This window comes from Corynebacterium sp. HMSC27B11, assembly GCF_001815985.1.
Taxonomy (GTDB): domain Bacteria; phylum Actinomycetota; class Actinomycetes; order Mycobacteriales; family Mycobacteriaceae; genus Corynebacterium.
The window spans coordinates 17,878-38,874 of record NZ_KV823563.1; the positions used below are offsets into that span (position 1 = coordinate 17,878).

General features: G+C 63.8%; 19 protein-coding genes. 9 read left to right on the forward strand and 10 right to left on the reverse strand.

What is annotated here, in order from left to right:
* Positions 1-29: 29 nt before the first annotated feature.
* Positions 30-1,655 carry a leucyl aminopeptidase gene (locus HMPREF3097_RS06240; RefSeq protein ID WP_070761562.1) on the forward strand — a complete coding sequence of 542 codons (1,626 nt, stop codon included), beginning with the start codon at positions 30-32 and terminating at the stop codon, positions 1,653-1,655.
* Positions 1,656-1,721: 66 nt separating this feature from the next.
* Here HMPREF3097_RS06240 and HMPREF3097_RS06245 read toward each other — a convergent pair whose 3' ends face one another.
* Positions 1,722-2,132: a hypothetical protein gene (locus HMPREF3097_RS06245; protein ID WP_070761563.1), complete on the reverse strand. Its 411-nt coding sequence runs from the start codon at positions 2,130-2,132 to the stop codon at positions 1,722-1,724.
* A gap of 140 nt (positions 2,133-2,272) precedes the next feature.
* Here HMPREF3097_RS06245 and sucB point away from each other — a divergent pair, with 140 nt between their 5' ends.
* From sucB to HMPREF3097_RS06270, 5 genes are all read left to right on the forward strand, one after another.
* The gene (sucB, locus tag HMPREF3097_RS06250) at positions 2,273-4,453 is read left to right on the forward strand and encodes a 2-oxoglutarate dehydrogenase, E2 component, dihydrolipoamide succinyltransferase (RefSeq protein WP_070761564.1); all 2,181 of its coding nucleotides are present in this window, start codon (positions 2,273-2,275) and stop codon (positions 4,451-4,453) included.
* Between the two features lie 158 nt (positions 4,454-4,611).
* Positions 4,612-5,310: a lipoyl(octanoyl) transferase LipB gene (gene lipB, locus HMPREF3097_RS06255; RefSeq protein WP_070761565.1), complete on the forward strand. Its 699-nt coding sequence runs from the start codon at positions 4,612-4,614 to the stop codon at positions 5,308-5,310.
* A gap of 94 nt (positions 5,311-5,404) precedes the next feature.
* Positions 5,405-6,448 (forward strand): lipoyl synthase, encoded by a 1,044-nt coding sequence (gene lipA / locus HMPREF3097_RS06260; protein WP_012360497.1) that lies wholly within the window; start codon positions 5,405-5,407, stop codon positions 6,446-6,448.
* Positions 6,449-6,532: 84 nt separating this feature from the next.
* Positions 6,533-7,303, forward strand: coding sequence for a DUF4191 domain-containing protein (locus tag HMPREF3097_RS06265; RefSeq protein ID WP_070761566.1), 771 nt, complete (start codon positions 6,533-6,535; stop codon positions 7,301-7,303).
* A gap of 72 nt (positions 7,304-7,375) precedes the next feature.
* On the forward strand, positions 7,376-8,029 hold the full coding sequence (locus HMPREF3097_RS06270) for a LysE family translocator (protein ID WP_070761567.1): 654 nt from the start codon (positions 7,376-7,378) through the stop codon (positions 8,027-8,029).
* A 149-nt stretch (positions 8,030-8,178) separates the two neighbouring features.
* Here HMPREF3097_RS06270 and HMPREF3097_RS06275 read toward each other — a convergent pair whose 3' ends face one another.
* The 3 genes from HMPREF3097_RS06275 to HMPREF3097_RS06285 form a co-directional block, all read right to left on the reverse strand.
* On the reverse strand, positions 8,179-8,655 hold the full coding sequence (locus HMPREF3097_RS06275; RefSeq protein WP_070757762.1) for an RDD family protein: 477 nt from the start codon (positions 8,653-8,655) through the stop codon (positions 8,179-8,181).
* 111 nt (positions 8,656-8,766) lie between these two features.
* The gene (locus HMPREF3097_RS06280) at positions 8,767-10,662 is read right to left on the reverse strand and encodes a hypothetical protein (RefSeq protein ID WP_070761568.1); all 1,896 of its coding nucleotides are present in this window, start codon (positions 10,660-10,662) and stop codon (positions 8,767-8,769) included.
* Positions 10,663-11,469, reverse strand: a complete 807-nt coding sequence (locus HMPREF3097_RS06285) for a hypothetical protein (protein WP_246821307.1) — start codon at positions 11,467-11,469, stop codon at positions 10,663-10,665. It lies immediately after the preceding gene.
* Positions 11,470-11,692: 223 nt separating this feature from the next.
* Here HMPREF3097_RS06285 and glnA point away from each other — a divergent pair, with 223 nt between their 5' ends.
* The gene (gene glnA / locus HMPREF3097_RS06290; RefSeq protein WP_015381717.1) at positions 11,693-13,129 is read left to right on the forward strand and encodes a type I glutamate--ammonia ligase; all 1,437 of its coding nucleotides are present in this window, start codon (positions 11,693-11,695) and stop codon (positions 13,127-13,129) included.
* A 93-nt stretch (positions 13,130-13,222) separates the two neighbouring features.
* Here glnA and HMPREF3097_RS06295 read toward each other — a convergent pair whose 3' ends face one another.
* The 6 genes from HMPREF3097_RS06295 to HMPREF3097_RS06320 all read right to left on the reverse strand — a co-directional run bounded on the left by HMPREF3097_RS06295 (position 13,223) and on the right by HMPREF3097_RS06320 (position 19,892).
* Positions 13,223-13,864: a biliverdin-producing heme oxygenase gene (locus tag HMPREF3097_RS06295; RefSeq protein WP_070761570.1), complete on the reverse strand. Its 642-nt coding sequence runs from the start codon at positions 13,862-13,864 to the stop codon at positions 13,223-13,225.
* 245 nt (positions 13,865-14,109) lie between these two features.
* Positions 14,110-15,195: an HtaA domain-containing protein gene (locus HMPREF3097_RS06300; RefSeq protein ID WP_070761571.1), complete on the reverse strand. Its 1,086-nt coding sequence runs from the start codon at positions 15,193-15,195 to the stop codon at positions 14,110-14,112.
* Positions 15,188-15,982, reverse strand: coding sequence for a heme ABC transporter ATP-binding protein (locus HMPREF3097_RS06305; RefSeq protein WP_070761572.1), 795 nt, complete (start codon positions 15,980-15,982; stop codon positions 15,188-15,190). The genes HMPREF3097_RS06300 and HMPREF3097_RS06305 overlap by 8 nt, the downstream gene beginning before the upstream one ends.
* Entirely contained in the window at positions 15,982-17,025 is a 1,044-nt protein-coding gene (locus HMPREF3097_RS06310) for a FecCD family ABC transporter permease (RefSeq protein WP_070761573.1), read from the reverse strand. Before HMPREF3097_RS06310 ends, HMPREF3097_RS06305 begins: the two co-directional genes overlap by 1 nt.
* Positions 17,006-18,052: a heme/hemin ABC transporter substrate-binding protein gene (locus HMPREF3097_RS06315; RefSeq protein ID WP_070761574.1), complete on the reverse strand. Its 1,047-nt coding sequence runs from the start codon at positions 18,050-18,052 to the stop codon at positions 17,006-17,008. The genes HMPREF3097_RS06310 and HMPREF3097_RS06315 overlap by 20 nt, the downstream gene beginning before the upstream one ends.
* 10 nt (positions 18,053-18,062) lie before the next feature.
* Positions 18,063-19,892 (reverse strand): HtaA domain-containing protein, encoded by a 1,830-nt coding sequence (locus HMPREF3097_RS06320; protein ID WP_070761575.1) that lies wholly within the window; start codon positions 19,890-19,892, stop codon positions 18,063-18,065.
* Positions 19,893-20,113: 221 nt separating this feature from the next.
* Here HMPREF3097_RS06320 and HMPREF3097_RS06325 point away from each other — a divergent pair, with 221 nt between their 5' ends.
* Positions 20,114-20,470 carry a hypothetical protein gene (locus HMPREF3097_RS06325; RefSeq protein WP_246821308.1) on the forward strand — a complete coding sequence of 119 codons (357 nt, stop codon included), beginning with the start codon at positions 20,114-20,116 and terminating at the stop codon, positions 20,468-20,470.
* 317 nt (positions 20,471-20,787) lie between these two features.
* The coding region (locus HMPREF3097_RS06330) for a GmrSD restriction endonuclease domain-containing protein (RefSeq protein WP_141759493.1) at positions 20,788-20,997 on the forward strand (210 nt) is incomplete at its 3' end.

A 20,997-nucleotide genomic window follows, 5' to 3' on the forward strand; every position in this document is an offset into this window, starting at 1 on the left:
TCGCATTGCGAAAGGATTGATTTTCGATCATGACCACCCAGCCAGGCCAGCCGATCGCGCTGGATCCCGCCCAGACTTATTCCGCCCTGCCGAACCGTGGCACGATGCCGGCGATTGACCTCGTCGCGGAGGTTCCGGCGAACGCGGATGTGGACACGCTCATCGTTCCGGTGTTCCAGGGTGCCAACGGCCTGGAGTTGGCCGCCACGGGTTCTGGCCTGTTGAGCAAGGAGCAGGAGATCACCCTGTGGCGCGTGCTCACCAGCGTGGGTGCGACCGGCAAGCGCGAGGAGCTCACCCCGGTTCCGGGCGAGCTGCTGGCGACCGAGGGAACGGCCCCGGCGACCAAGATCCTGGCGCTGGGCCTGGGCGATATCGACGAATCCACGGACGAGGACATCCGCGAGCTCGCGGGTGTGGCTTCCCGCGCCGCGGGCCTGGGCTCGAAGGTCGTTTCCAGCCTCGGCCTGATTTCCCCGGAGGCCGCGCTCGTCGGTCATGCCCTGGGTGGTTACCGTTTCGCTGGCTTCAAGGGCGCTTCCACCAAGGACACCGCTGGCCAGGATGTTTCCGCTAAGGACGACGACGCCGACGCGTCCGACTCCCCTGCCACCATCACGGTGCTCGCCCGCGAGGCCGACGCCGCCCTGCTGGCCCAGGCGCAGGTTGACGCCGCCGCGGTGGCGCTGGCCCGTGACTTCGTGAACACCCCGGCGAACTTCCTGTACCCGGAGACCTATGCCAACACGATCCGCGAGATCGCTGAGGCCGTGGGGCTGGGCGTCGAAATCCTGGATGAAAAGGAGCTGGAGGAGAAGGGCTACGGCGGCATCGTCGGCGTCGGTAAGGGCAGTGAGCACGCCCCACGCCTGGTGCGTCTGACCCACGAGCCGTCTGCGGATAACGAGGCACCGCAGGTCGCCCTCGTCGGTAAGGGCGTGACCTTCGATACCGGCGGTATCTCCCTGAAGCCGGGTGCGAATATGTGGGACATGATTTCGGACATGGGTGGTTCCGCGGCTGTCGTCGCCACGATGGTGGCTGCCGCCCGCCTGGACCTGCCGATGAAGGTTATCGCCACGATCCCGCTGGCGGAGAACACCCCGAGCTCCACCGCGACCCGCCCAGGTGATGTGCTGCGCCACTACAACGGTCTGACCACCGAGGTGCTGAACACGGACGCCGAGGGCCGCTTGATCCTGGCGGATGCGATGGCGCGCGCCTGCGAGGATGAGCCGGATTACCTCATCGAGACCGCGACCCTGACCGGCGCGCAGATGGTGGCGCTGGGCAACCGCACCCCGGGTGTCATGGGTTCCATCGCCTTCCGCGACAAGGTGGCGGAACTGTCCCAGGAGATCGGCGAGAACGGTTGGGCTATGCCGCTGCCGCCTGAGCTGGGCGAGGCGCTGAAGTCCGATGTGGCTGACCTGCGCAATATCTCCGCCAGCCGCTGGGGTGGCATGTCGGTGGCCGGCCACTACCTGGCTAACTTCGTGACCGAGGGCGTGGAGTGGGTGCACATCGATATCGCTGGCCCGGCGTATAACACCGAGGGCGCGTTCGGCTACACCCCGAAGCGCGGCACGGGCGTGCCGGTGCGCACGATCCTGGCGACCCTGCGCCACCTGGCAGGGACCACCAAGGAGGGCTAAGCCCAAGCCCTGGCCCTCCCCCTCGGCTAGAACTGCCCGGGGCTAGGGTTTCTCCCCCCCGGAGGGCTAGGAGTCCTCTTCCGAGCGGCGCGCCTGTTCCATGCGGGCGCGCCGTTCGCGCTGTTCGAGGCGCTTTTTGATCAGCCGGTCGCGCTCGATGCGGTCGCGCATGCGCTGCGGGTAGCCGGTCTCTTCGGCGAAGTAGAGGGGGATGCCGAGCTTCTTGGCGACCACGTCGATGCCCTTCGGCCCGCCGATCTTGCGGCGCGTCCAGTCGCCGGAGCCATCAACGAGAACGACCGACATCTCGTTGATGAGGGTCTCGGGTTCCACGAACCCTTCCACCCCACCTGCCTGCCCGCCGTGTTGCGCGGACCAGGTGCTCAGGTACTCCAAATCACGGGCGCGGATGGTGTCTCCGGGCGCATGCGGCGGCTTGGTCTGATTCTTGCTGGATCGGCCAAAAAGATTGAACACAACTCACCATTCTAGGCAGTCCGGTTCTCGGTCGGGGTTGGGTGCGTCGAAACTTGCTTGAGAGCGTACAATTGTTGAGTAACTGGTCTTTAAAACTCGACCACAGCTAGTTTTCGCGTTTCAAGAGGAGCTTCAACACCATGGCGCAGTCCGTCGAAATGCCCGAGTTGGGCGAATCGGTCACTGAGGGCACCATCACCCAGTGGCTGAAGAAGGTTGGCGACAAGGTAGAGGTGGATGAGCCTTTGCTCGAGGTGTCCACCGACAAGGTTGATACCGAGATCCCCTCCCCTGTTGCCGGCGTTCTGCTGAAGGTAATGGCCGAAGAGGACGACACGATCGAGGTCGGTTCCGTCATCGCTGAGATCGGCGAGGAGGATGAAGCTCCTTCCTCCGATGACGAGGGCGACGACTCCTCCAACGAGGACGAGGCTGCGGACAGCTCCGATGAGGAGGCTGCTGAGGAGTCCGAGGATGAGTCCTCCGACGATTCCGCTTCCGAGGGTTCCGGTGAGGGCGAGGACGTCACCATGCCGGAGCTCGGCGAGTCCGTCACCGAGGGCACCATCACCCAGTGGCTGAAGTCCGTCGGCGACAAGGTCGAGGTCGACGAGCCACTGCTCGAGGTCTCCACCGACAAGGTCGACACCGAGATCCCATCCCCGGTCGCAGGCACCCTGGTCGAGATCCTCGCTGAGGAGGACGACACCGTCGAGGTCGGCGACGTCATCGCCCGCATCGGCGACGGCGAGGCTAAGCCGGCCAAGAAGGAAGAGCCGAAGGCTGAGGAGCCGGAGGAGACCGAGGACGAGGACGTTGAGGATTCCTCCGAGGACACCTCCTCCGATGAATCTTCCGACGATTCCGCTTCCGAGGGTTCCGGTGAGGGCGAGGACGTCACCATGCCGGAGCTCGGCGAGTCCGTCACCGAGGGCACCATCACCCAGTGGCTGAAGTCCGTCGGCGACAAGGTCGAGGTCGACGAGCCACTGCTCGAGGTCTCCACCGACAAGGTCGACACCGAGATCCCATCCCCGGTCGCAGGCACCCTGGTCGAGATCCTCGCTGAGGAGGACGACACCGTCGAGGTCGGCGACGTCATCGCCCGCATCGGCGACGGCGAGGCTAAGCCGGCCAAGAAGGAAGAGCCGAAGAAGGAGAAGTCCGAGGACAAGTCTTCCGAGAAGGCTGAGGCGAAGGACGAGCAGAAGTCTGAGAAGAAGGACGACTCCAAGGACGAGCAGAAGTCCGAGAAGAAGGACTCCGGCAAGGACAAGGCCGCGGCCGCCCGCGAGGCTGCACGCGAGAAGGCTGCGGAGACCACCGCACGCCCGAACGTCGCCGACCGCGGCGAGAAGTCCGGCTCCGCTGGCGAGCCGTCCGGCGATAACCTGCCGTACGTGACCCCGCTGGTCCGCAAGCTGGCCGAGAAGAACAACGTGGACCTCTCCAAGGTCACCGGCACCGGCGTTGGCGGCCGCATCCGCAAGCAGGACGTCCTGGCCGCCGCCGAGGGCGAGAACATCACCACCGGCGCGAAGACCAACCTGCCGGCCGGCCCGCGTGCATCCGCGCACAAGGTCGACCCGAATAAGCAGGAGCTGATCGGCACGACCCAGAAGGTCAACCGCATCCGCGAGATCACGGCACGCACCACCCTGGAGTCCCTGCGCAACTCCGCGCAGCTGACCCAGGTCCACGAGGTCGACATGACCCTCGTCGCCGACCTGCGCGCGAAGTCCAAGAAGGCTTTCCAGGACGCCCACGGCGTGAACCTGACCTTCCTGCCGTTCTTCGCGAAGGCTGCCGTCGAGGCGCTCATCTCCCACCCGAACGTCAACGCGTCCTACAACGCTGAGACCAAGGAGATGACCTACCACGACCGCGTGAACCTGAGCATCGCGGTGGACACCGAGGACGGCCTGCTCTCCCCGGTCATCCACGACGCGCAGGACCTGAGCCTGCCGGAGCTGGCGAAGGCCATCGCAGACATCGCTGACCGCGCACGCAACAAGAAGCTGAAGCCGAACGATCTGGCAGGTGGCACCTTCACCATCACCAACATCGGTTCCGAGGGCGCCCTGACCGACACCCCGATCCTGGTTCCGCCGCAGGCAGCCATGGTCGGCACCGGTGCGATCGTGAAGCGCCCGGTCGTCCTCACCGAGGACGAGAACGAGGCCATCGCTATCCGCGACATGGTCTTCCTGCCGATGACCTACGACCACCAGGTCATCGACGGCGCCGACGCAGGCCGCTTCATGTCCACCCTGCGTGACCGCCTGGAGAAGGGCGACTTCGAGGATGACCTGGAGCTCTAAAGCTCCCGCGCCCCTCACGGTGGCGCTGGCTAAAGGCAGCGCCGCGCGCGGAAGATAGCGCCCGCGGGTAGTTCCCAGCCACTAACGGGACCCGCAGTACTCAGACCCCCGAGCCTCAACGCTTGGGGGTCTTTTGCTGCGCGCTACACTTGGCAAACATGGGCTTTCAAACCGGCAGTATCCGCATGGACTCCACCCCGATCGAGGTCAAGGAGCTCGGCACGGTGGATTATCAGGAGACCTGGCACCGCCAGGCCGAACTCGCCGCCGAGCGCGCCGAGGGGAAAATCAACGACCAGTTGCTGATCCTGGAGCACCCGTCGACGTACACGGCGGGTAAGCGCACGGAGGACAGTGACCGGCCGGATAACGGGCTGCCGGTGGTGGACGTCGACCGTGGCGGCCGCATCACCTGGCACGGGCCGGGCCAGCTGGTCGCCTACCCCATCATCAAACTGGCCGACCCGGTGGACGTGGTGGACTATGTCCGCCGCCTCGAGGAAGCATTGATCCAGACCTGTAAGGATGTCGGCCTGGAGGGCACCGGACGCGTCGAGGGGCGCTCCGGTGTGTGGCTGCCCGCTGGCGTGGTCGGCGGTGAGCTCAAGCCCGCCAGAAAGATCGCGGCGATCGGTATTCGCGTCACCCGCGGGGTGACGATGCACGGGGTGTCCCTGAATTGCGACAACACCATGGAATACTACGGGCACATCGTGCCCTGCGGCATCGCCGATGCCGGGGTGACCACGCTGTCCGCGGAACTCGGCAGGGACGTCACCGTCGAGGAGTGCCGCGAAGCGCTGGAGAAGAACATCGTGGCTGCCCTCAACGGCGAGCTGGCGGTGCACAAGGACTAGCCGCAGCGCTCGCCATGCCGGTGATGTTTGGGCAGGTCAGCCCGCACGCCGAGATTGTTAGCAATCATCGGGTGACCAGCGTAGGGTGGTCTGCATGACTGTCAGCGCTAACGGACGCCGGATGCTTCGCATTGAAGCTAAGAACTCGCAGACCCCCATCGAGGCTAAGCCCCGCTGGATCCGCACCACCGCGAAGATGGGCCCCGAGTATCGGGACATGAAGAACCGCGTGACGGGCATGAGCCTGCACACGGTGTGCCAGGAGGCTGGCTGCCCGAATATCCACGAGTGCTGGGAGGACCGCGAGGCCTCCTTCCTTATCGGCGGCGATACTTGCTCTCGCCGTTGCGACTTCTGCCAGATTAAGTCCGGTAAGCCCACTCCCCTGGACCGCGATGAGCCACGCCGCGTGGCGGAGTCCGTCCGCGAGATGGGCCTGAAGTACGCAACCGTCACGGGCGTGACCCGCGACGACCTGGACGACGAGGGCGCCTGGCTGTACGCCGAGGTCGTCCGCAAGATCCACGAGCTGAACCCGAACACGGGCGTGGAAAACCTCACCCCGGACTTCTCCAATAAGCCGGAGCTGCTGCAGATCGTGTTCGAGTCTCAGCCGGAGGTCTTCGCCCACAACCTGGAGACCGTGCCGCGCATCTTCAAGCGCATCCGCCCGGCCTTCAAGTACGAGCGCTCCCTGGAGGTCATCCGTGCGGCCCACGATTACGGGCTGATCACGAAGTCCAACCTGATCCTGGGCATGGGCGAGACCGAGGAGGAGGTCGTGGAGGCCATGCGTGACCTGCGCGAGGCCGGCACCGATATCCTCACGATTACCCAGTACCTGCGCCCGACCTCCATGCACCACCCGATCGAGCGTTGGGTGCGCCCGGAGGAGTTCGTGGCCCACTCCGAGGCTGCTTATGACATGGGCTTCCCGGCTGTTATGTCCGGCCCGCTGGTTCGTTCCAGCTACCGCTCCGGTCGCCTGTACGCTCAGGCGATGCGCGCCCGTGGCCGCGAGATCCCGGAGAACCTCTCCCACCTCAACGAGAAGCTGGACGGCTCCACCCAGCAGGAGGCCACCAACCTGCTGGACAAGTACGGCGCTTCCGAGGAGACCCCGGTCGCTTACCGCTAGCGCAAGAAGCGTTGAGACGCGCGTAAGGCATCGCACCTTGCGCGCGTTTCTTTCTTTTTCGCTGCATGTTCTATCCTGGAGCACATGGCTAAGGACATCCGCGAGAAGGAAAACAAGAAGGCAGAAAAGGCCGCCAAGCGCGCCGCCCGCAAGGAGCAGCGCGGCCAGTTGTGGCAGGCCTTTAAGCTGCAGCGGCAGCGCGATAAGAAGCTGATCCCGCTGATGCTGGTGGGCTTTTTGGTGCCCGTCGTGCTTCTGCTTCTGCTTTCCACGGTGTTCGGCTGGTGGTGGCTGAACCTCATCGTGGGTATCCTGCTGGGCATCGCCGTGGCGGTGTGGGTGTTCACCCGCCGCCTGCAGAAGGGCGTCTACGAGCAGATCGAGGGCGAGGCCGGCGCTGCCGCCTGGACTTTGAGCAACCTGCGCGACGGCGTCGGTATGAAGTGGATCGTCGAGCCAGGCATCGCGCAGAACACGAACCTGGACGCCGTCCACCGCGTCGTCGGCACCCCGGGCATCGTCCTGGTCGGTGAGGGTGATTCGAAGCGCGTGAAGCAGATGCTCGCCAGCGAGCGGAAGAAGATCGCCCGGATCGCTGGCAGTGCCCCGATCTACGACGTCATCGTCGGCGACGGTGAGGGCGAGGTCCCGGTCCGTAAGCTGCAGAACCACCTGATGCGCCTGCCGCGGAACATTAAGAAGAACGAGGTCGATGCGCTGAACTCCCGCATCGATTCGATTTCCCGCTTGCAGTCCCCCATGGCGAATATGCCGAAGGGCCCGCTGCCGAAGGGTGGCCAGATGGCCGGCATGAACCGCCGCGCCCGCCGTGCTGCACAGCGTGGCAAGAAGTAAAACTTAAGATATTTTGCGCTCAACCGGCCGCACTCTGTGGCCGGTTTTTGTTTGGAGATTTGGGATTAGTTTGTGGACGTAGCCAACATCGGGATCATCATGTTGTTGAACATGCTCGGCGTGCTGACCCCTGGCCCGGACCTGTTTTTGGTGCTGCGGATGGCCACCCGCTCGCGGAAGCATGCCTTCGCGGCGATTGGCGGGATCATCACCGCCCTGGTGTTCTGGTCGACACTGACCGTGATGGGCGCGAGCACGCTGCTGAATAAGAAGCCGTGGATCCTGGATTACCTGCAGATCTTCGGTGGCCTGTGGTTGGGCTATATGGCGTTTAGCCTGCTGCGGCAGGTGCGGGAGTACTACCGGACGCGGGCGGGGGCGAACACGGATCTGGTGATGGGCCCGGGGCTGGGTTCGCCGAGTGCCGCTTATCGCACGGGTATGGCGACGAACCTCTCCAATCCGAAGGCGGTGCTGTACTTTACGGCGATTCTGGCACCGTTTTTGCCGGTGGGCGCGCCGTGGTGGGTGTCTGTGGTGTATGTGGTCACCATCATGGCCTCGGCGGCGATTGTGTTCAGCCTGATCGCGCTGTTCGTCTCGACGCAGCGGGTGCAGTCCCGGCTGCTCTCCGTCTCCCACCTGATCGACCTGGGTGCCGGGCTGTTCTTCGCTGTGTTCTCGGTGACCTTGCTGTACAACGGCCTGACCGGCCTGCTGGGCTAGCGCTTCGGCGCCGGCGATCTCGGTTCGACGTCGCCGGCATCCCCCTGCTGCGGCAGCACTCCGCCGCTTCCCCATTCGGCCGCAGCTGCCCGCCGCTCTCCGTTCTGCGGCAGCGCCCGGCGCTGCCGTTTCCCCGCTTCTCGGGCAGGCTATCGGGTCTTAATGACGCCGGTTTGGGTCACGCGGTCGTGCAGCCCGCGGCCGTCGGTGTCCTGGACAACCGGCGGGAACAAGAATATGGTCAGCAGGATGCGCACCAGCGAGCGCCAGAAGCCGACGCGCTGGGTGGCGTCGTCCAGGCGGGCGACACCGATGCCCATGATCGCGTGGCCCGGGCTCTGGGCGAAGAGCCAGACGGTGACTAGGCGCCAGACGAAGAAGACCATCATGTTCAGCGTGAACACGTCACCGAGTTGGTCCGTGATCGTCGTGATGAACCACGCGATACCCCTGCAGATCAACCAATCGATGAGCAGCGCGAGCATGCGGGGCATCAGCGTCGAGAGCGAGCCGGGCCCCTTCTCGGGCAGGCCGATGGCCTCGCCGGGGTAAGAGCTGAGTTTATTCGGGTCTTCGTTTTGGCCGGGCAGCTGGGGGCCTTCGAGCCAGGAGCGCTTCTGAGTCATGATGGTTTTGAGCCTATCCAAGCGCGGGAGCGGGAACAATTTCCCGCGCCCCTGCTGGGATTATTAGGCTGCCCTGACCCGGCGGGGGTGAGCCTCAACCCGGGACCGGGGTTAGCGGCTGATCACCTTCTTCGTGGTGCGCGGCTTAGTACCCAAGAATTGGCGCTTGAAGTACTCCGAGACGGAGCTGGTCCACTGGCCGGCGCCTGGCTTTACTTGTCGCCCGGTGTTGGCCGCCCCTCCCCGTGCGCCAGGCGCCATGCCGCCGTAGAAGCCGCGACCGCGTTGGTTGTTCTGCGCAACGGCACCCTGCTCGGCGTGCGGTGTGCCCGTGGTCGGAGAGCCGTGGCCGGTGCCGTGCATGCCCATGTGCGGAGCCCCGTTGGGTGTGCCCGGCGCGCCAACGCCGTGCAGCCCGCGGCCCGCCACACCGTTGCGAAGGTTCTCCGGGTGTGCGGCTGGTAGCTCGGGGCGGACGACGGTGGTTCGTGGCGCCCTGCCCTGCCCGGTGGTGGCGGGGGTTCCGTAGCCGTGGTTGCGGCTGCCGGTGCGCTCGCCGGTGGCCTCTGCCCCGCCGAGCCCCGGAGCGTTGCGGAGGGCACTGTGCGCGCCGGTGCCGTGTGGAGCACTGCCTGCCCGTGGCACCGGCGCGTGTCCTGCGTTTGGCCGGTGTGCACCCGTCGTCGGCAGCGCGGGGCGGGCGGGCTTTGCTCCCCTCGCGTTCGGGCTCCCGTTGGCACCGCGTTGGTTGGTTCCAGGCAGTGCGAGGCCCGGCGCGGCTGCGTTGGATGGAGCCCCGCCCGGCATGCCTGCTGTGTGGGCGGGCGTGTTCGCGGGCAGCTGTGTGCCTGCCGGGGCCACGCCCGGACCCGCGGGTGCTGCGGGGTTGGCGCCTGCCGGGGCGACGTGTTGCTGGCTGGCGGGGAGGTGCTCCCCTGCCGCTGGGCTGGTGTTCCCGGCTGCTGGCGCGTTGGCGGCGGCGTTGCCGCGACCTGCATCCGTCACAGCATCGGCGGTCTGGGCCCCTAGCTCCTGAACGTTGTTCGCGGTGGCGGGTGCGACGTTGCCGTTGATGGCCTGGAAAGCCTCGGCTGGGCCGGTGGTGTTGAAGCTGGTGATGTTCACCCCGCCGCCACCGTTGTGTCCGACGACGGGCACCCCGAAGTTATGGACTGGTGGCTTGAGCAGCTCCAGCGAGGGCTGCAGGTGCGTGCTCACGAACCTTGCCATTTCTGCGCCTTCCATAATTTCTCCGGATCCCGGCGCACCGGCATTGGCTGCGGTCACCTTCGCTGCAATTTCCAAAAGCTCCTCCAGGTTCTTCTGACGAACGAGAGGAAACTGAGCTGCCGATTCCGCCATCAACGCTGCGTTTGCCGACACGGTTCGGCTTCTCTTCGCAAAATCCTCGAGCGCGTTGCGCGCTTCATCGAAGGCCCGGCCTTTGTTCCTTGCGCCCAGGCCCGATGAGGTCGCCATCAGTTGTTCCGCAACAGCCTGCAGCTCTGCTGCAGTGCCCCGCCATTTCTCCGCAGCGGCGATCGGCGCAGCATCGGAATCCTGGATCAGCGCAATCATCAACTTCACCGAGTAGAGCGGTTCAACGATAGAGGCCGGATGAAGGTAATTGAGATTCTTAAATGGCTCGGTATCTCGTGGCTGGAAGCAGGAGAAAGAGCCCACCCCGCGCTCATGGGCAGCCATATCAAAGTTGTCGAAGGCCTTGGATGTTGTCTCCTCCTGGTGCTGGAGTGCATCAGCGACACTGCCCAACATCGTTCCGCTCCAGTCGAGATCGTCGTTGAGCTTGGTGATCGCGGTGACTGCATCACCAGGTTGGCCGCTCCAAAATGATGCATGCTGCGTAAACGCACCGCTGAGGGACGGAACTTTGGTGTATCCGCCACCCCATGCCTCTTCCGTTGTGAATCCAGTTTTTGTCTGTGCAGCGGACGCAATAGTGCGCCTTGCTTGATCGATGTCCGCAATTACGGCTTCCATCTTCATTTAGTGTTCCCCCATTACGTTCTGAACTACTTGCCAATAAAGTGCGTTAACCGTGCAGTCTGCGTACTGCGACTCCATATGGTCGACCCCCGTCGCCACATAGACCCGATTTTCATCGCGGAGCTTTGGTCCCCTTGCGAGGCACGACACTGTCGGAGAGCCGTTAGGCACCCGGACGTACTCAGCAGATGACGGCAGCTCATATTCCGTGTCGATCTCAACTCGTTCTAGGTGTCCGGGCGGAGTCCCCAACGACACATCGACGGCATCGAGATTCGCTAGGTTTTCGACGTCGCGGTTCCCGAAATTGCAGCCGTAACGGAACTCGTAGTTACTCTCGAGCGTCTTGCTCGGCAGGTACCCCAGCTCGGCCATGCGCTCGCGCACCACCGGGCCGCAAATATCCGGCAAGCCCACGAAGTCCCCCTTCACCTGCCCCTGCTTCAACTTTGGGATGTCCACCGGCTCACCCACGAAGCGCTGCGATTCCCACACCACATGCTCCCGGCGGCCGTAGGGCTCCTTCTCGAACCAGATGCCGTCGAAGCCCTCCGGCCTGGGCCAAGAAAGATCCATCCCACCGTTATTAGACAACCGCTCGCCCAGTTCGGTTCCCACGTAGTTCCCGGCGTCCACGATCGGCATCACCCCCGCAGCCTCCCGCTGCAGCTCGCCACCCGTGCCGGGCGCGAAACCCATCACCCCCGCCAACCCCAGAACCGTGGCGATCACCACCACAGCCCGCATGATCCCACTTGGGGATCGGGTGGATTTGCGGGGGTTGACGTCGTTAAAAAAGCTGGTCACAGTACCCCCTCGAAAACAATGACTTCCCACCCCACCCCGCAACCGGTGCCCCCTGCTGCGGAAACGAGGTAAAAGAAACAGTAACCCAGCGACCACCGGTGCGGACGGGAAAAACGGAAAGTTCACCCCCGCGCCCTCCCCGAGGGCAATACTCCGGATAACGGCAGGTAAAATGTGACCCCAGCAACCCCCACAAACACGACTACGAAGAGCGGAGTTTAGCGTGGCATTTGAAACACCCGAAGAGGTCGTGAAGTTCATCAAGGACGAGGACGTGGAGTTCGTCGACATCCGCTTCACGGACGTCCCTGGCACCGAACAGCACTTCAGCATCCCGGCAGAGGCTTTCGACGAGGACGCCATCGAGGAAGGCCTGGCCTTCGACGGTTCCTCCATCCGCGGATTCACCACCATCGACGAGTCCGACATGAACCTCCTGCCGGACCTGTCCACCGCGAAGATCGACCCCTTCCGCGAGGCGAAGACGCTGAACATCAAGTTCTTCGTCCACGACCCGTTCACCCGCGAGCCGTTCAGCCGCGACCCGCGCAATGTGGCGCGTAAGGCGGAGCAGTACCTGGCGTCCACCGGTATTGCGGATACCTGCTTCTTCGGCGCGGAGGCGGAGTTCTACCTCTTCGACTCTGTGCGCTACCGCGTGGAGGGTCACGAGGCGTTCTACAGCATGGATTCCGACTCTGGCTGGTGGAACCGCGACCAGGAATTCGACCTGGATGGCTCCCGCAACCTGGGTTACAAGACCCGCCCGAAGGGTGGCTACTTCCCGGTCGCGCCGTACGACCGCTACCAGGACCTGCGCGACGAGATGAGCAAGGAGCTCATGAAGGCCGGCTTCACCCTGGAGCGCCTGCACCACGAGGTGGGCTCCGGCGGGCAGCAGGAGATCAACTACAAGTTCGACACGCTGCTGGCCGCGGCGGATGATATCCAGACCTTCAAGTACATCATCCGCAACGTGGCGTGGCGCAACGGTAAGTCCGCGACCTTCATGCCGAAGCCGCTGGCCGGCGATAATGGTTCGGGTATGCACGCGCACCAGTCCCTGTGGAAGGACGGCGAGCCGCTGTTCCACGACGAGAACGGTTACGCAGGGCTTTCGGATACCGCCCGCTACTACATCGGCGGCATCCTGGAGCACGCTGGCGCGGTGCTCGCTTTTACGAACCCGACTCTGAACTCCTACCACCGCCTGGTGCCGGGCTTCGAGGCGCCGATCAACCTGGTGTACTCGCAGCGCAACCGTTCCGCGGCGGTGCGTATCCCGATCACGGGCTCGAACCCGAAGGCGAAGCGTATTGAGTTCCGTGCGCCGGACCCGAGCGGTAACCCGTACCTGGGCTTTGCCGCGATGATGCTGGCTGGCCTGGATGGCATCAAGAACCGCATCGAGCCGCACGAACCGGTGGATAAGGACCTCTACGAGCTGCCGCCGGAGGAGGCCAAGAGCATCCCGCAGGCGCCGACCTCCCTGGAGGGCGCGCTGAAGGCCCTGGAGGATGATAACGAGTTCCTCACCGAGGGTGGCGTGTTCACCGACGACCTGATCGACACTTACATCCGCTACAAGGTGGATAACGAGATCATGCCGTCTCGCCTGCGCCCGACTCCGCTGGAGTTCGAGATGTACTACGACTGCTAGTTGCTGTTTAGCGAGTGAGGGCCCGGGAGCTGTTAGTTGCTTCCGGGCCTTTTGCTGTGCAGTTTTTCTACTGTGCAGGTGTTCTGCTTCTGGCTAGTGGCGTTCCGCCAGCTCCGCGAAGATTGCCGTGTTGAAGTTGAACGCCTTCTCCGCTTCCATCAGCAGGGTCGCGCGCTGATCATTATTCAGCGCCAGACCATCCACCCGCTCGCGGTATCCGTTGCGGTACGGCGGGATCTTTCCGATCGCGCTGAAGTCGTAGAAGTTCAGCGCCCCAGCCGGAATCCCGTAGTGGGAGCGCAGCATCGCAGCGATCACCTGCCCGCCGGAAATATCGCCCAGGTAGCGGACATAATGATGCGCCACCACTTCCACAGGTTTACCCGCGATCTCTTCCAACCGCGCCACATAAGCGGCGGTGGCCGGCAAGGCCTGGATCTTCTCACGCCAGTCCTCGCCAATAAGTAGCTTCAGGTCTGCCTCCAGTGCGCCACGTCGCTCAAGCCGCGGGTCCGCTACCGCACCGGCGATCGGGCTGTTGGCTACGCTGCGGGCAGCGTTTTCGAGGGCGTCGTAAACAAACCACAGCTGGCCGGCAAGATCGGCCGCAGCGGCTTCGGTGAGCTGCCCACTGAGCAGGCGCTGCATGAAGGAGGAGTTTTCCGCTCTCTCGTGGACCTCTGCGGTCGCGTCACGCAATGCAGCAGACAGTGGTTTATCGATGGTGGTGGTCATGGTTCTGCTCCAGGATGTAATCGGAATTATTGGAATGAAAATTAAGGGTAGCCACACCTTAGTTTGGCAGGCGTCGGGTGTTCTGATTTGCGAGAAAGTATCTTCAACACCGCTGCCTCCTATTCCTAAGGTGTGGCAACCCTCGTTATTGACGGGGCGGTGCCAACCGTCCGCCGCTATCACGCGGCCCGTCGTTGTGGCTCTAAACTTTCAGCGTTGTGCCTGAGTATTTAACGGCTCGGCAATTAGCGCTGGAAGAAAGAACGAATGTTGTCGAGAGCACCAGACTTCACGACTGCCTGCCACAGGATGCCGAACATCCCGCCGATGGCTACAGCTCCGAGGAAGTAGTTCCAGAAGTTCTTGAACTTCGAGATGGCGGAGGACCCGGTGTCCTTGTCACCCTGGCCGTCCTTATCCTTATCCGGCTTCGGGGTCTCGGTCTCGGTTGGATTCTTCGGCTTCTCCGGCGCAGGCGGGGTCGGGGTCTCCGGCCCCTTCGGGTTCTCCGGCTCGGTCGGCTTCGGGGCCTCCGGGGTCGGGGTCTCCGGCCCCTTCGGGTTCTCCGGGGTCGTGGTCTCCGGGGTCGTGGTCTCCGGGGTCGTGGTCTCCGGGGTCTCCGGCTCCTTCTTCTCGCAGGAGACCTTGAGGGTCACCTTCGCCCCATCCACCTCTGGGTTGTAGTTGGGGCCATACATACCCATGAACAGGAAGTCGACGCCCTCGACAGCACCAGCTTCATCCGTGCCCGGCTGGGGCACATAGGTCACGTCGCTCGCATCGAGGGTGAGGGTGTCACCCTCCTTCTTCCACTGCGCCTTACCGTGACCAAAGGCACCCTCACCGGTGCGCTTGTTTTCCTCAGTGCGGTCGTCTGCGGTGTATTCGTGCATGGCCTTACCTTCGACGAAGTAGGCCTCGTACTCGGAACCGAGCTGGGCCTTGTCCCCGTCGGTCTGGACGAATGGGTTGATCATCTTCGAGTACAGTGCGCCGTGGTGACCAGTGAAGGTGACTGAGGAATCCTTGGCTCTGATCTTCGAGGCGGTGACGTTACCGTTCTCGTCTACCGTCACCGTGGAGGTTGCCGGGTCGACGTCGAAACCGAAGGTGAAGTCCTTGGCGTTCGGTTCCCCGTTTTCGGCCACCGGGCCGGCGGTCTCCCAGGTCCCCTGGGCGATACGGCCCTTGATGTATTTACGCCAGGACTGCTTGACGCCCCAGTCGAAGGAGCCGGATTCAATGGTGCAGGTTTCTGCTTCTGCCGCGGACGCCTGCGGCACGGTGATCGCGGTAGCTGCGATAGCGGTCACCAGGATTCTTTTAAGCATGGAATTCCTCCAGTTGATGTGAGAAAAGTGAATTGATGGTGGACGTGGCACGTTGTGGCTGCACCAGCAGCCCGTTGACGGAGATCGGCCACCCGTACACCTCGGACAAGGTGTGATCGGTGAAAACCTCCGCCACACGCCCTTGAGCTGCTAACCCCCCACATGAGACGCACACAATGTGATCGCAATATGAGGCTGCCGCGTTCAGGTCGTGGAGTACGACGAGTGCGGCGACTCCGGCTTCCCGGGCGAGGGATTTCACGGTCCCCAGGAGCTGTTCTTGGTGACGGATGTCGAGGGCCGCGGTCGGCTCATCCAAGAGAACAATCGGCGTGTTTTGGGCAAGCACGCGGGCAAACGCCACCCGCGCACGTTCCCCACCGGACAAGGTGCTGATGTCACGTCCCGCGAGGTGGGCGACGTCCGCGGCCTCCAGGGCGGCGTCGATGAGCTGCTCGTCAAGGTCCGCATGCGGGGTTCCGCGCCAGGGGCGGCGCCCCATGGCGACGACGTCGCGGACCAGGAACTCGAAGGACACCGCGACGTCCTGGAGCATCACCGCACGTGTCCGGGCGAGGTCCAGGGGTGGGGCCTTCGGTGACAGTCCGCCGACGCTGATCTCGCCGGTGTAGTCCATGTCCCCCGCCACCGCGGCGAGCACCGTGGACTTGCCGGCACCGTTCGGGCCGATCAGCCCAGTGACTTCACCTGGCTTGGCAGTAAAGGATACGGAGTCGACAAGGGTGCGCTCCCCGACTGTGACGGTGAGGTTGTCAACGCTGAGCATCAGTGCACCCCTTTCCGCATCATGCGACGCAAAAGAATGAAGAATGTTGGTCCGCCAACCAGGGCGGTGAAAATGCCGATCGGCAGGTCCGCGAAGGGAATCAGGGTTCGTGCTGCCACGTCCGCGAATCCGATGAGCACCGCGCCACCCAGGGCAGAGGCCGGGATGAGGATGCTGTTTTCCGGCCCAACGATGCTGCGCAGTAGGTGGGGAACGATGAGGCCGACGAAGCCGATGAGGCCGGCGAAGGCCACCGCCGCGGCGGTGAGCACCGCGGAGGCAATGATCGCCACGATGCGTAGCACGGGAACGTTCACACCGGTGTGCGCTGCGGCGCGTTCGCCGAGCGCGAGAATGTCCAGCTGTTTACCCAGGCGCAGGGCCACGGCGATGCCGAGGATCACGACGGGTAGAACCACCCAGACGTGCTTCCACTGCGAGCCGTTGAAGGAACCCATCTGCCAGAAGATGATCGCTTCGCGGTTCGCGGTCGGTGCGAGGTACACCATGAAGGCGATCACGGCATTGCACACCGCGTTGATGGCGATGCCGGTGAGGATCAGGTGGACCACCGTCACACGCCCGTTGTGACGAGCGAATTGGTAGATGATGAAGGTCACCACGAGCGCGCTGACGAAGGCGAGTGCTGGAACGGTGAAGGTTCCCAGGAAGGAGATGTTGAAGACGATCGCCACCGCGGCACCCACACCTGCGCCGGAGGTCACTCCGATGATGGAGGGTTCCGCTAGTGGGTTGGCGAAGATCGCCTGCATCAGCGTTCCCGCAACTCCCAGGGCGGCGCCCACGAGGAGCCCCAGCACCAGGCGTGGCAGGCGAATGTTCCAGACCACGCTGGCGGTGAGGGACTCCTGGCCGGGGCCAAGGGTCAGGATGGGTACCAGGTCACGGATCGTGATGTAGTACTGCCCGAGGATGATCGAGACCAGTGCGGCCAGGATGGCGAGCACCCCTAGACCCACGAATACCCATCTGCGCTGTGCGCGGCGGCGGGCGAAGATCTCGCTAGGCGTTGTTTGGGTCATAGACAGCCTTTGCGAGCTTGACCAGCGTCTGGCCGGTCATGGGGCCGAAGGCCAGCGACTGGCCGTCGGGGATCGTAACGATTCTTTGCTTCTGACCAGCGATGGTCTGCTTGACGCCGGGGCGTTCCAGCAGGCCGTCGATGCCGCCGGTGGACTTCAGGCCATCGGTCATCATGATGATGACCTCCGGGTTGATGCGGGCAAGTGCTTCGGCGTTGGCAGGCTCGGCGTAGGAGAGTTTGTGCTCTGCTGCGAGGTCCACCCCACCGATGCCTTCGATGAGGTCCTCGGCGCCGGTGCCTTCACCCATGATGAAGAACACGCCACCGTTGCCGCGGGCGTAGAGGAAGGCCATGCGCATCGGGTCCTCGGGAACGATGTTTTTGATGGCTTCCTTCGCCTCGTCGATTTCCTCGATGGAGCGCTCGGCCAGGGTTTGTGCCTCATCCGACAACCCCACGGTCTCGCCCAGGGTGGTGATGTCCTCCCCCACCGAGTCGATTGTGCGCTGTGGCTCCATGACGACGGTGGTCACGCCCGCATCCCGGATCTGGTCGATCGCGTCGCGAGGTCCGATGGAGTGGTCAACGATGACGAGGGTCGGCTTGAGCTCCAGGACTGCCTCGACGTTGATGTTGTGGCCGCCTTCGGTCACGACCGGAAGGTCGGCCAGGTTTGGTTCCGTGGAAGAGACGGTGCGGCCCACGATGTTGTCCGCCAGGCCCAAGCCGGTCAGTGTCTTGGTGTACGTCCCGTAGATGTCCAGCGCGAGGATCCGGGAGGTGTCGTCGACGGTGACGTCGTAGCCATCGGCGTCGGTGAGCTCGACGGGGAGGGCTGGCTGTGCGTTATCAGTCACCGGCTCGATGTCGGCGAAGTCGCTGACCTCGGTGACCCCTTCGAAGGAGCGGGGGTCGGAGAGGTTTTCGGGGTCCGGGAGTTGGTCGGTGTAGCTGCCCTGCACCCCGCAGGCGGTGAGTCCCACGACGCACAACAGTGGGACGAGTAAACGTAGAAGGAGTTTCACGACAATCTTTCTAGGAGTTGTTCATGATGAGTCGGCTCGTGGAGCCACCGGCGATGACCAGCGCGGCGATGAACAGGAGGAGGTAGGTGGCTGGGTCGTCTGCCGTGCTGCCGTTCGGGCCGTTAGCGGACTTGATCTTGAACTTCTTCGAGCCGTCTTCGTAGCCCTGCTCGGAGTCGCCGGCGAGCGCTTCTTCGATGGCTGCGTCGTTGACGCCACCGCCGCTCGCGGAAGCGAAGTCACCGCCGCCTGCTCCCCCGCTGGCGCCGCCACCGGCGACGTCGCCGCAGTCAGCGTTGCCGCCGAGGGTTGCGCGGAAGCTCAGTGGGTCCAGCTGGGTGCCGGGCTCGTAGAACTCGGCGAAGGCCTTGGATCCCACGTCGGAGAGGGAGACGGAGGCTTCACCGGAGGCAGAATCGGCGCCGACGTTGAGGGAGCTGAAGTTCAGGTTGGCGATGACGGTGCGGCCAAAGTTCTTCTTCTGGCCCTCCATGTTGGAGGAGCGAACGTCGGCGATCAGCTTGCCGGTCTTGCCGTTGAAGGTGATCTCCAGATTGGCGATGTTCAGGTCGAGCTTGCCGTGGTGGCCGTGGAATTGGATGCTTCCGCCGTAGCGGATGGAGCCTGCGCCGTCCTTGACTGCACCGGAGTTACCGGAGAACTGGAAGCGGCCGTTGTTGTAGCCAACGCCCGAGAGCTGCCACTTGCCCTGTGCGATGGAGCCGGTGATGTAGGACTGGAAGGACTTCTTCACGCCCCACTGCGCGGTGGCTTGGGTGACGCCGGTGGCCTGGCAGGATGCGTCGCTGCCGCCGGACGCGCCCCCGGAGGACGTACCGCCCGCGCTGGTAGCCCCGAAGCCCGAGCCCCCGGCGGTGGAGGCCCCTGCGCCGGCGCCGGTCCCGCCGGTTCCCGAGGTGCCGAAGTCTGTGCCAGAGTCGGAAGCGCCGGAGTCGGAGGTGAAGTTACCGGACGGTGAACCCCCGGAGTTCGAGTTTCCGGTGCCGGAGTTGGAGTTCCCGCGGTTGCGGAAGGATTCCAGCTCATCCAGGAATGCCTGGGTGTTGCCCATGAAGGTGGTGATGCCGTTCATGGTGTCGTTGGTCTCGGAGAGGATGTCCATGGCTTCCTTGTTGAAGCCGGTGAAGTTGCCCGAGATGGAGTTCAGCTGGCGCTGCGAGCCCGATCCGCCGCCAGCGGAACCGCCACCTGCGCAGGAGCCGTCCAGCGCGATGGTTCCCGAGGATGGGTCGAGGGCCTCGCCCTGGTTGTAGAAGCCGGTGAAGAGCTTGACTCCGCCGGAGGTCAGGGACGTGGATCCTGCCAGATTGACCTTCTTGGCGCCGGACTTGACGGGCTCCTGAAGGCGGATGGTGGCGATGACCTCGTCGTCGCCCTGGATTCGCTGACCGCGGCTGTAGTTGCTCCGGTTGAGCTCGTAGGACACGTAATCGACGGAGATCTTCGCCTGGTTGCCGGAGGCGGTGACCTTGAAGTCGGACATCGTCATGTCGAGGACGCCGTCGTGCCCCTTGAAGTTCAGGGTGCCCTGGAACGGGACAGTGACGGTGTCGCCGGAGGCCTGTGGCGAGCTGGCCTTGAAGACGAACGCGCCGTTGCCCGTTTCGTTTCCGGTAAAGCCGATGCCGCTAGCACCCCAGCCACCGCGGGCGATTTTTCCCTTGATGTAGCTGCGGAAGGATTGCTTAATTCCCCAGTTCCAGGTGCAGGACGTGTCTGCCTGGGCGACCGGGACGGTGTGGAGAAGTGGTGCTGCGCCGAGTGCGAGAGGGGTGGCGATCATGACGCTGACTGCTGAGCGCCAGAGATTTCGAGTCATGTCAGAAACCTTGTTTTATCCGGTGAATTCTGTAGGCTAGGCTTGCCTTAGTTAGGGAATCCTTCCCTTAAATTGTGTATTTGTCAATAACTGCATTGGAAGAGAGAAAAAGCGTGCACAGCTACCCCCAAACAGATGTCTTCAGAAGCATCTACCCGGATGTGGATCCCGCCCAGAATTTCCCACCTACGCTGGGAGAACGCACTTCCCTAGCGCTTGCTGTGGGCATTTTTATGTTCGGTGGCGTGCGGGGGGATCTGATCATCGCGGGGGCTGGACTGGTGTTTGTGGTGGGCTGCGTATGGGCGCTCTCACGGAAGGCGCCGAGGCGGATTCGCGCTGAGGCGCGCAGCCGCTTCCCCCAGCAACCGTGGGTGGAGCAGCCCAGCCCGCTGGTGCCGGTGGCGTGGTTCGCGCTCGCGGTGGTGGCACTGTTGGCGTGGTGGCTGACCCCTGACAAGTTCTTGGTGTGGAGCGCAGCCGCGGTGGCCATCGTTGCGGCCGTGGTGACATGGTTCCTGCCTGTTATCCAGCGCCGACGCACGGAAGGAGACGAGGAGCTGGACGGGGCATTCTAGGGGCTGAGTTTCGGCTGGACTGGTTGGGCCGGGACTGGCTGGCTGGTCGAGCCGGGTTGGCTGGGCTGGCCAGGGCTGGCTGATGGGGTCGGTTTTGGGCCGTGGCGTGTCACTTTTCGCGCGTTTTCTGGCACTGCACAGCCCAAAAGCGCGCCCCTGCCCGAAGCGGCGCTGATCTCGCCGGCAAAACTCGCCATGTACCCACCCGGGCTACGGGTAGCCTGAACGAAGAAGCGCCATCCTGTGCGGCGGTCATCCTCCCCCGCGTCACTAGTTGGCCTAGCAACAAACAAAATGCCTGAAAGGGACGTTTCTTCGTGGCCTCAATCTTCAAGACAATCTCGTGGCAGGTCTCCCAGCTCGTTGCTGACATTCACTCCGGGAAGATCCAGTTGCCAGACCTGCAGCGGCCTTTCGTCTGGCCATCTGCGAAGGTGCGCGACCTGTTCGACTCGATGTACCGCGGTTACCCGGTCGGAGAGCTGATGTTTTGGGACGTGGCAGCTCAGGACGAATCGCGCGGAGGG

Bases quoted from the DNA above. Each gene is read 5' to 3' on its own strand.
- lipB (WP_070761565.1), top strand. From the start codon at position 4,612: ATGGGCTTTCAAACCGGCAGTATCCGCATGGACTCCACCCCGATCGAG.
- lipA (WP_012360497.1), top strand. From the start codon at position 5,405: ATGACTGTCAGCGCTAACGGACGCCGGATGCTTCGCATTGAAGCTAAG.
- sucB (WP_070761564.1), top strand. From the start codon at position 2,273: ATGGCGCAGTCCGTCGAAATGCCCGAGTTGGGCGAATCGGTCACTGAG.
- HMPREF3097_RS06275 (WP_070757762.1), bottom strand. From the start codon at position 8,655: ATGACTCAGAAGCGCTCCTGGCTCGAAGGCCCCCAGCTGCCCGGCCAA.
- HMPREF3097_RS06300 (WP_070761571.1), bottom strand. From the start codon at position 15,195: ATGCTTAAAAGAATCCTGGTGACCGCTATCGCAGCTACCGCGATCACC.
- HMPREF3097_RS06305 (WP_070761572.1), bottom strand. From the start codon at position 15,982: ATGCTCAGCGTTGACAACCTCACCGTCACAGTCGGGGAGCGCACCCTT.
- HMPREF3097_RS06310 (WP_070761573.1), bottom strand. From the start codon at position 17,025: ATGACCCAAACAACGCCTAGCGAGATCTTCGCCCGCCGCCGCGCACAG.
- HMPREF3097_RS06240 (WP_070761562.1), top strand. From the start codon at position 30: ATGACCACCCAGCCAGGCCAGCCGATCGCGCTGGATCCCGCCCAGACT.
- HMPREF3097_RS06280 (WP_070761568.1), bottom strand. From the start codon at position 10,662: ATGAAGATGGAAGCCGTAATTGCGGACATCGATCAAGCAAGGCGCACT.
- HMPREF3097_RS06320 (WP_070761575.1), bottom strand. From the start codon at position 19,892: ATGACTCGAAATCTCTGGCGCTCAGCAGTCAGCGTCATGATCGCCACC.
- HMPREF3097_RS06295 (WP_070761570.1), bottom strand. From the start codon at position 13,864: ATGACCACCACCATCGATAAACCACTGTCTGCTGCATTGCGTGACGCG.
- HMPREF3097_RS06265 (WP_070761566.1), top strand. From the start codon at position 6,533: ATGGCTAAGGACATCCGCGAGAAGGAAAACAAGAAGGCAGAAAAGGCC.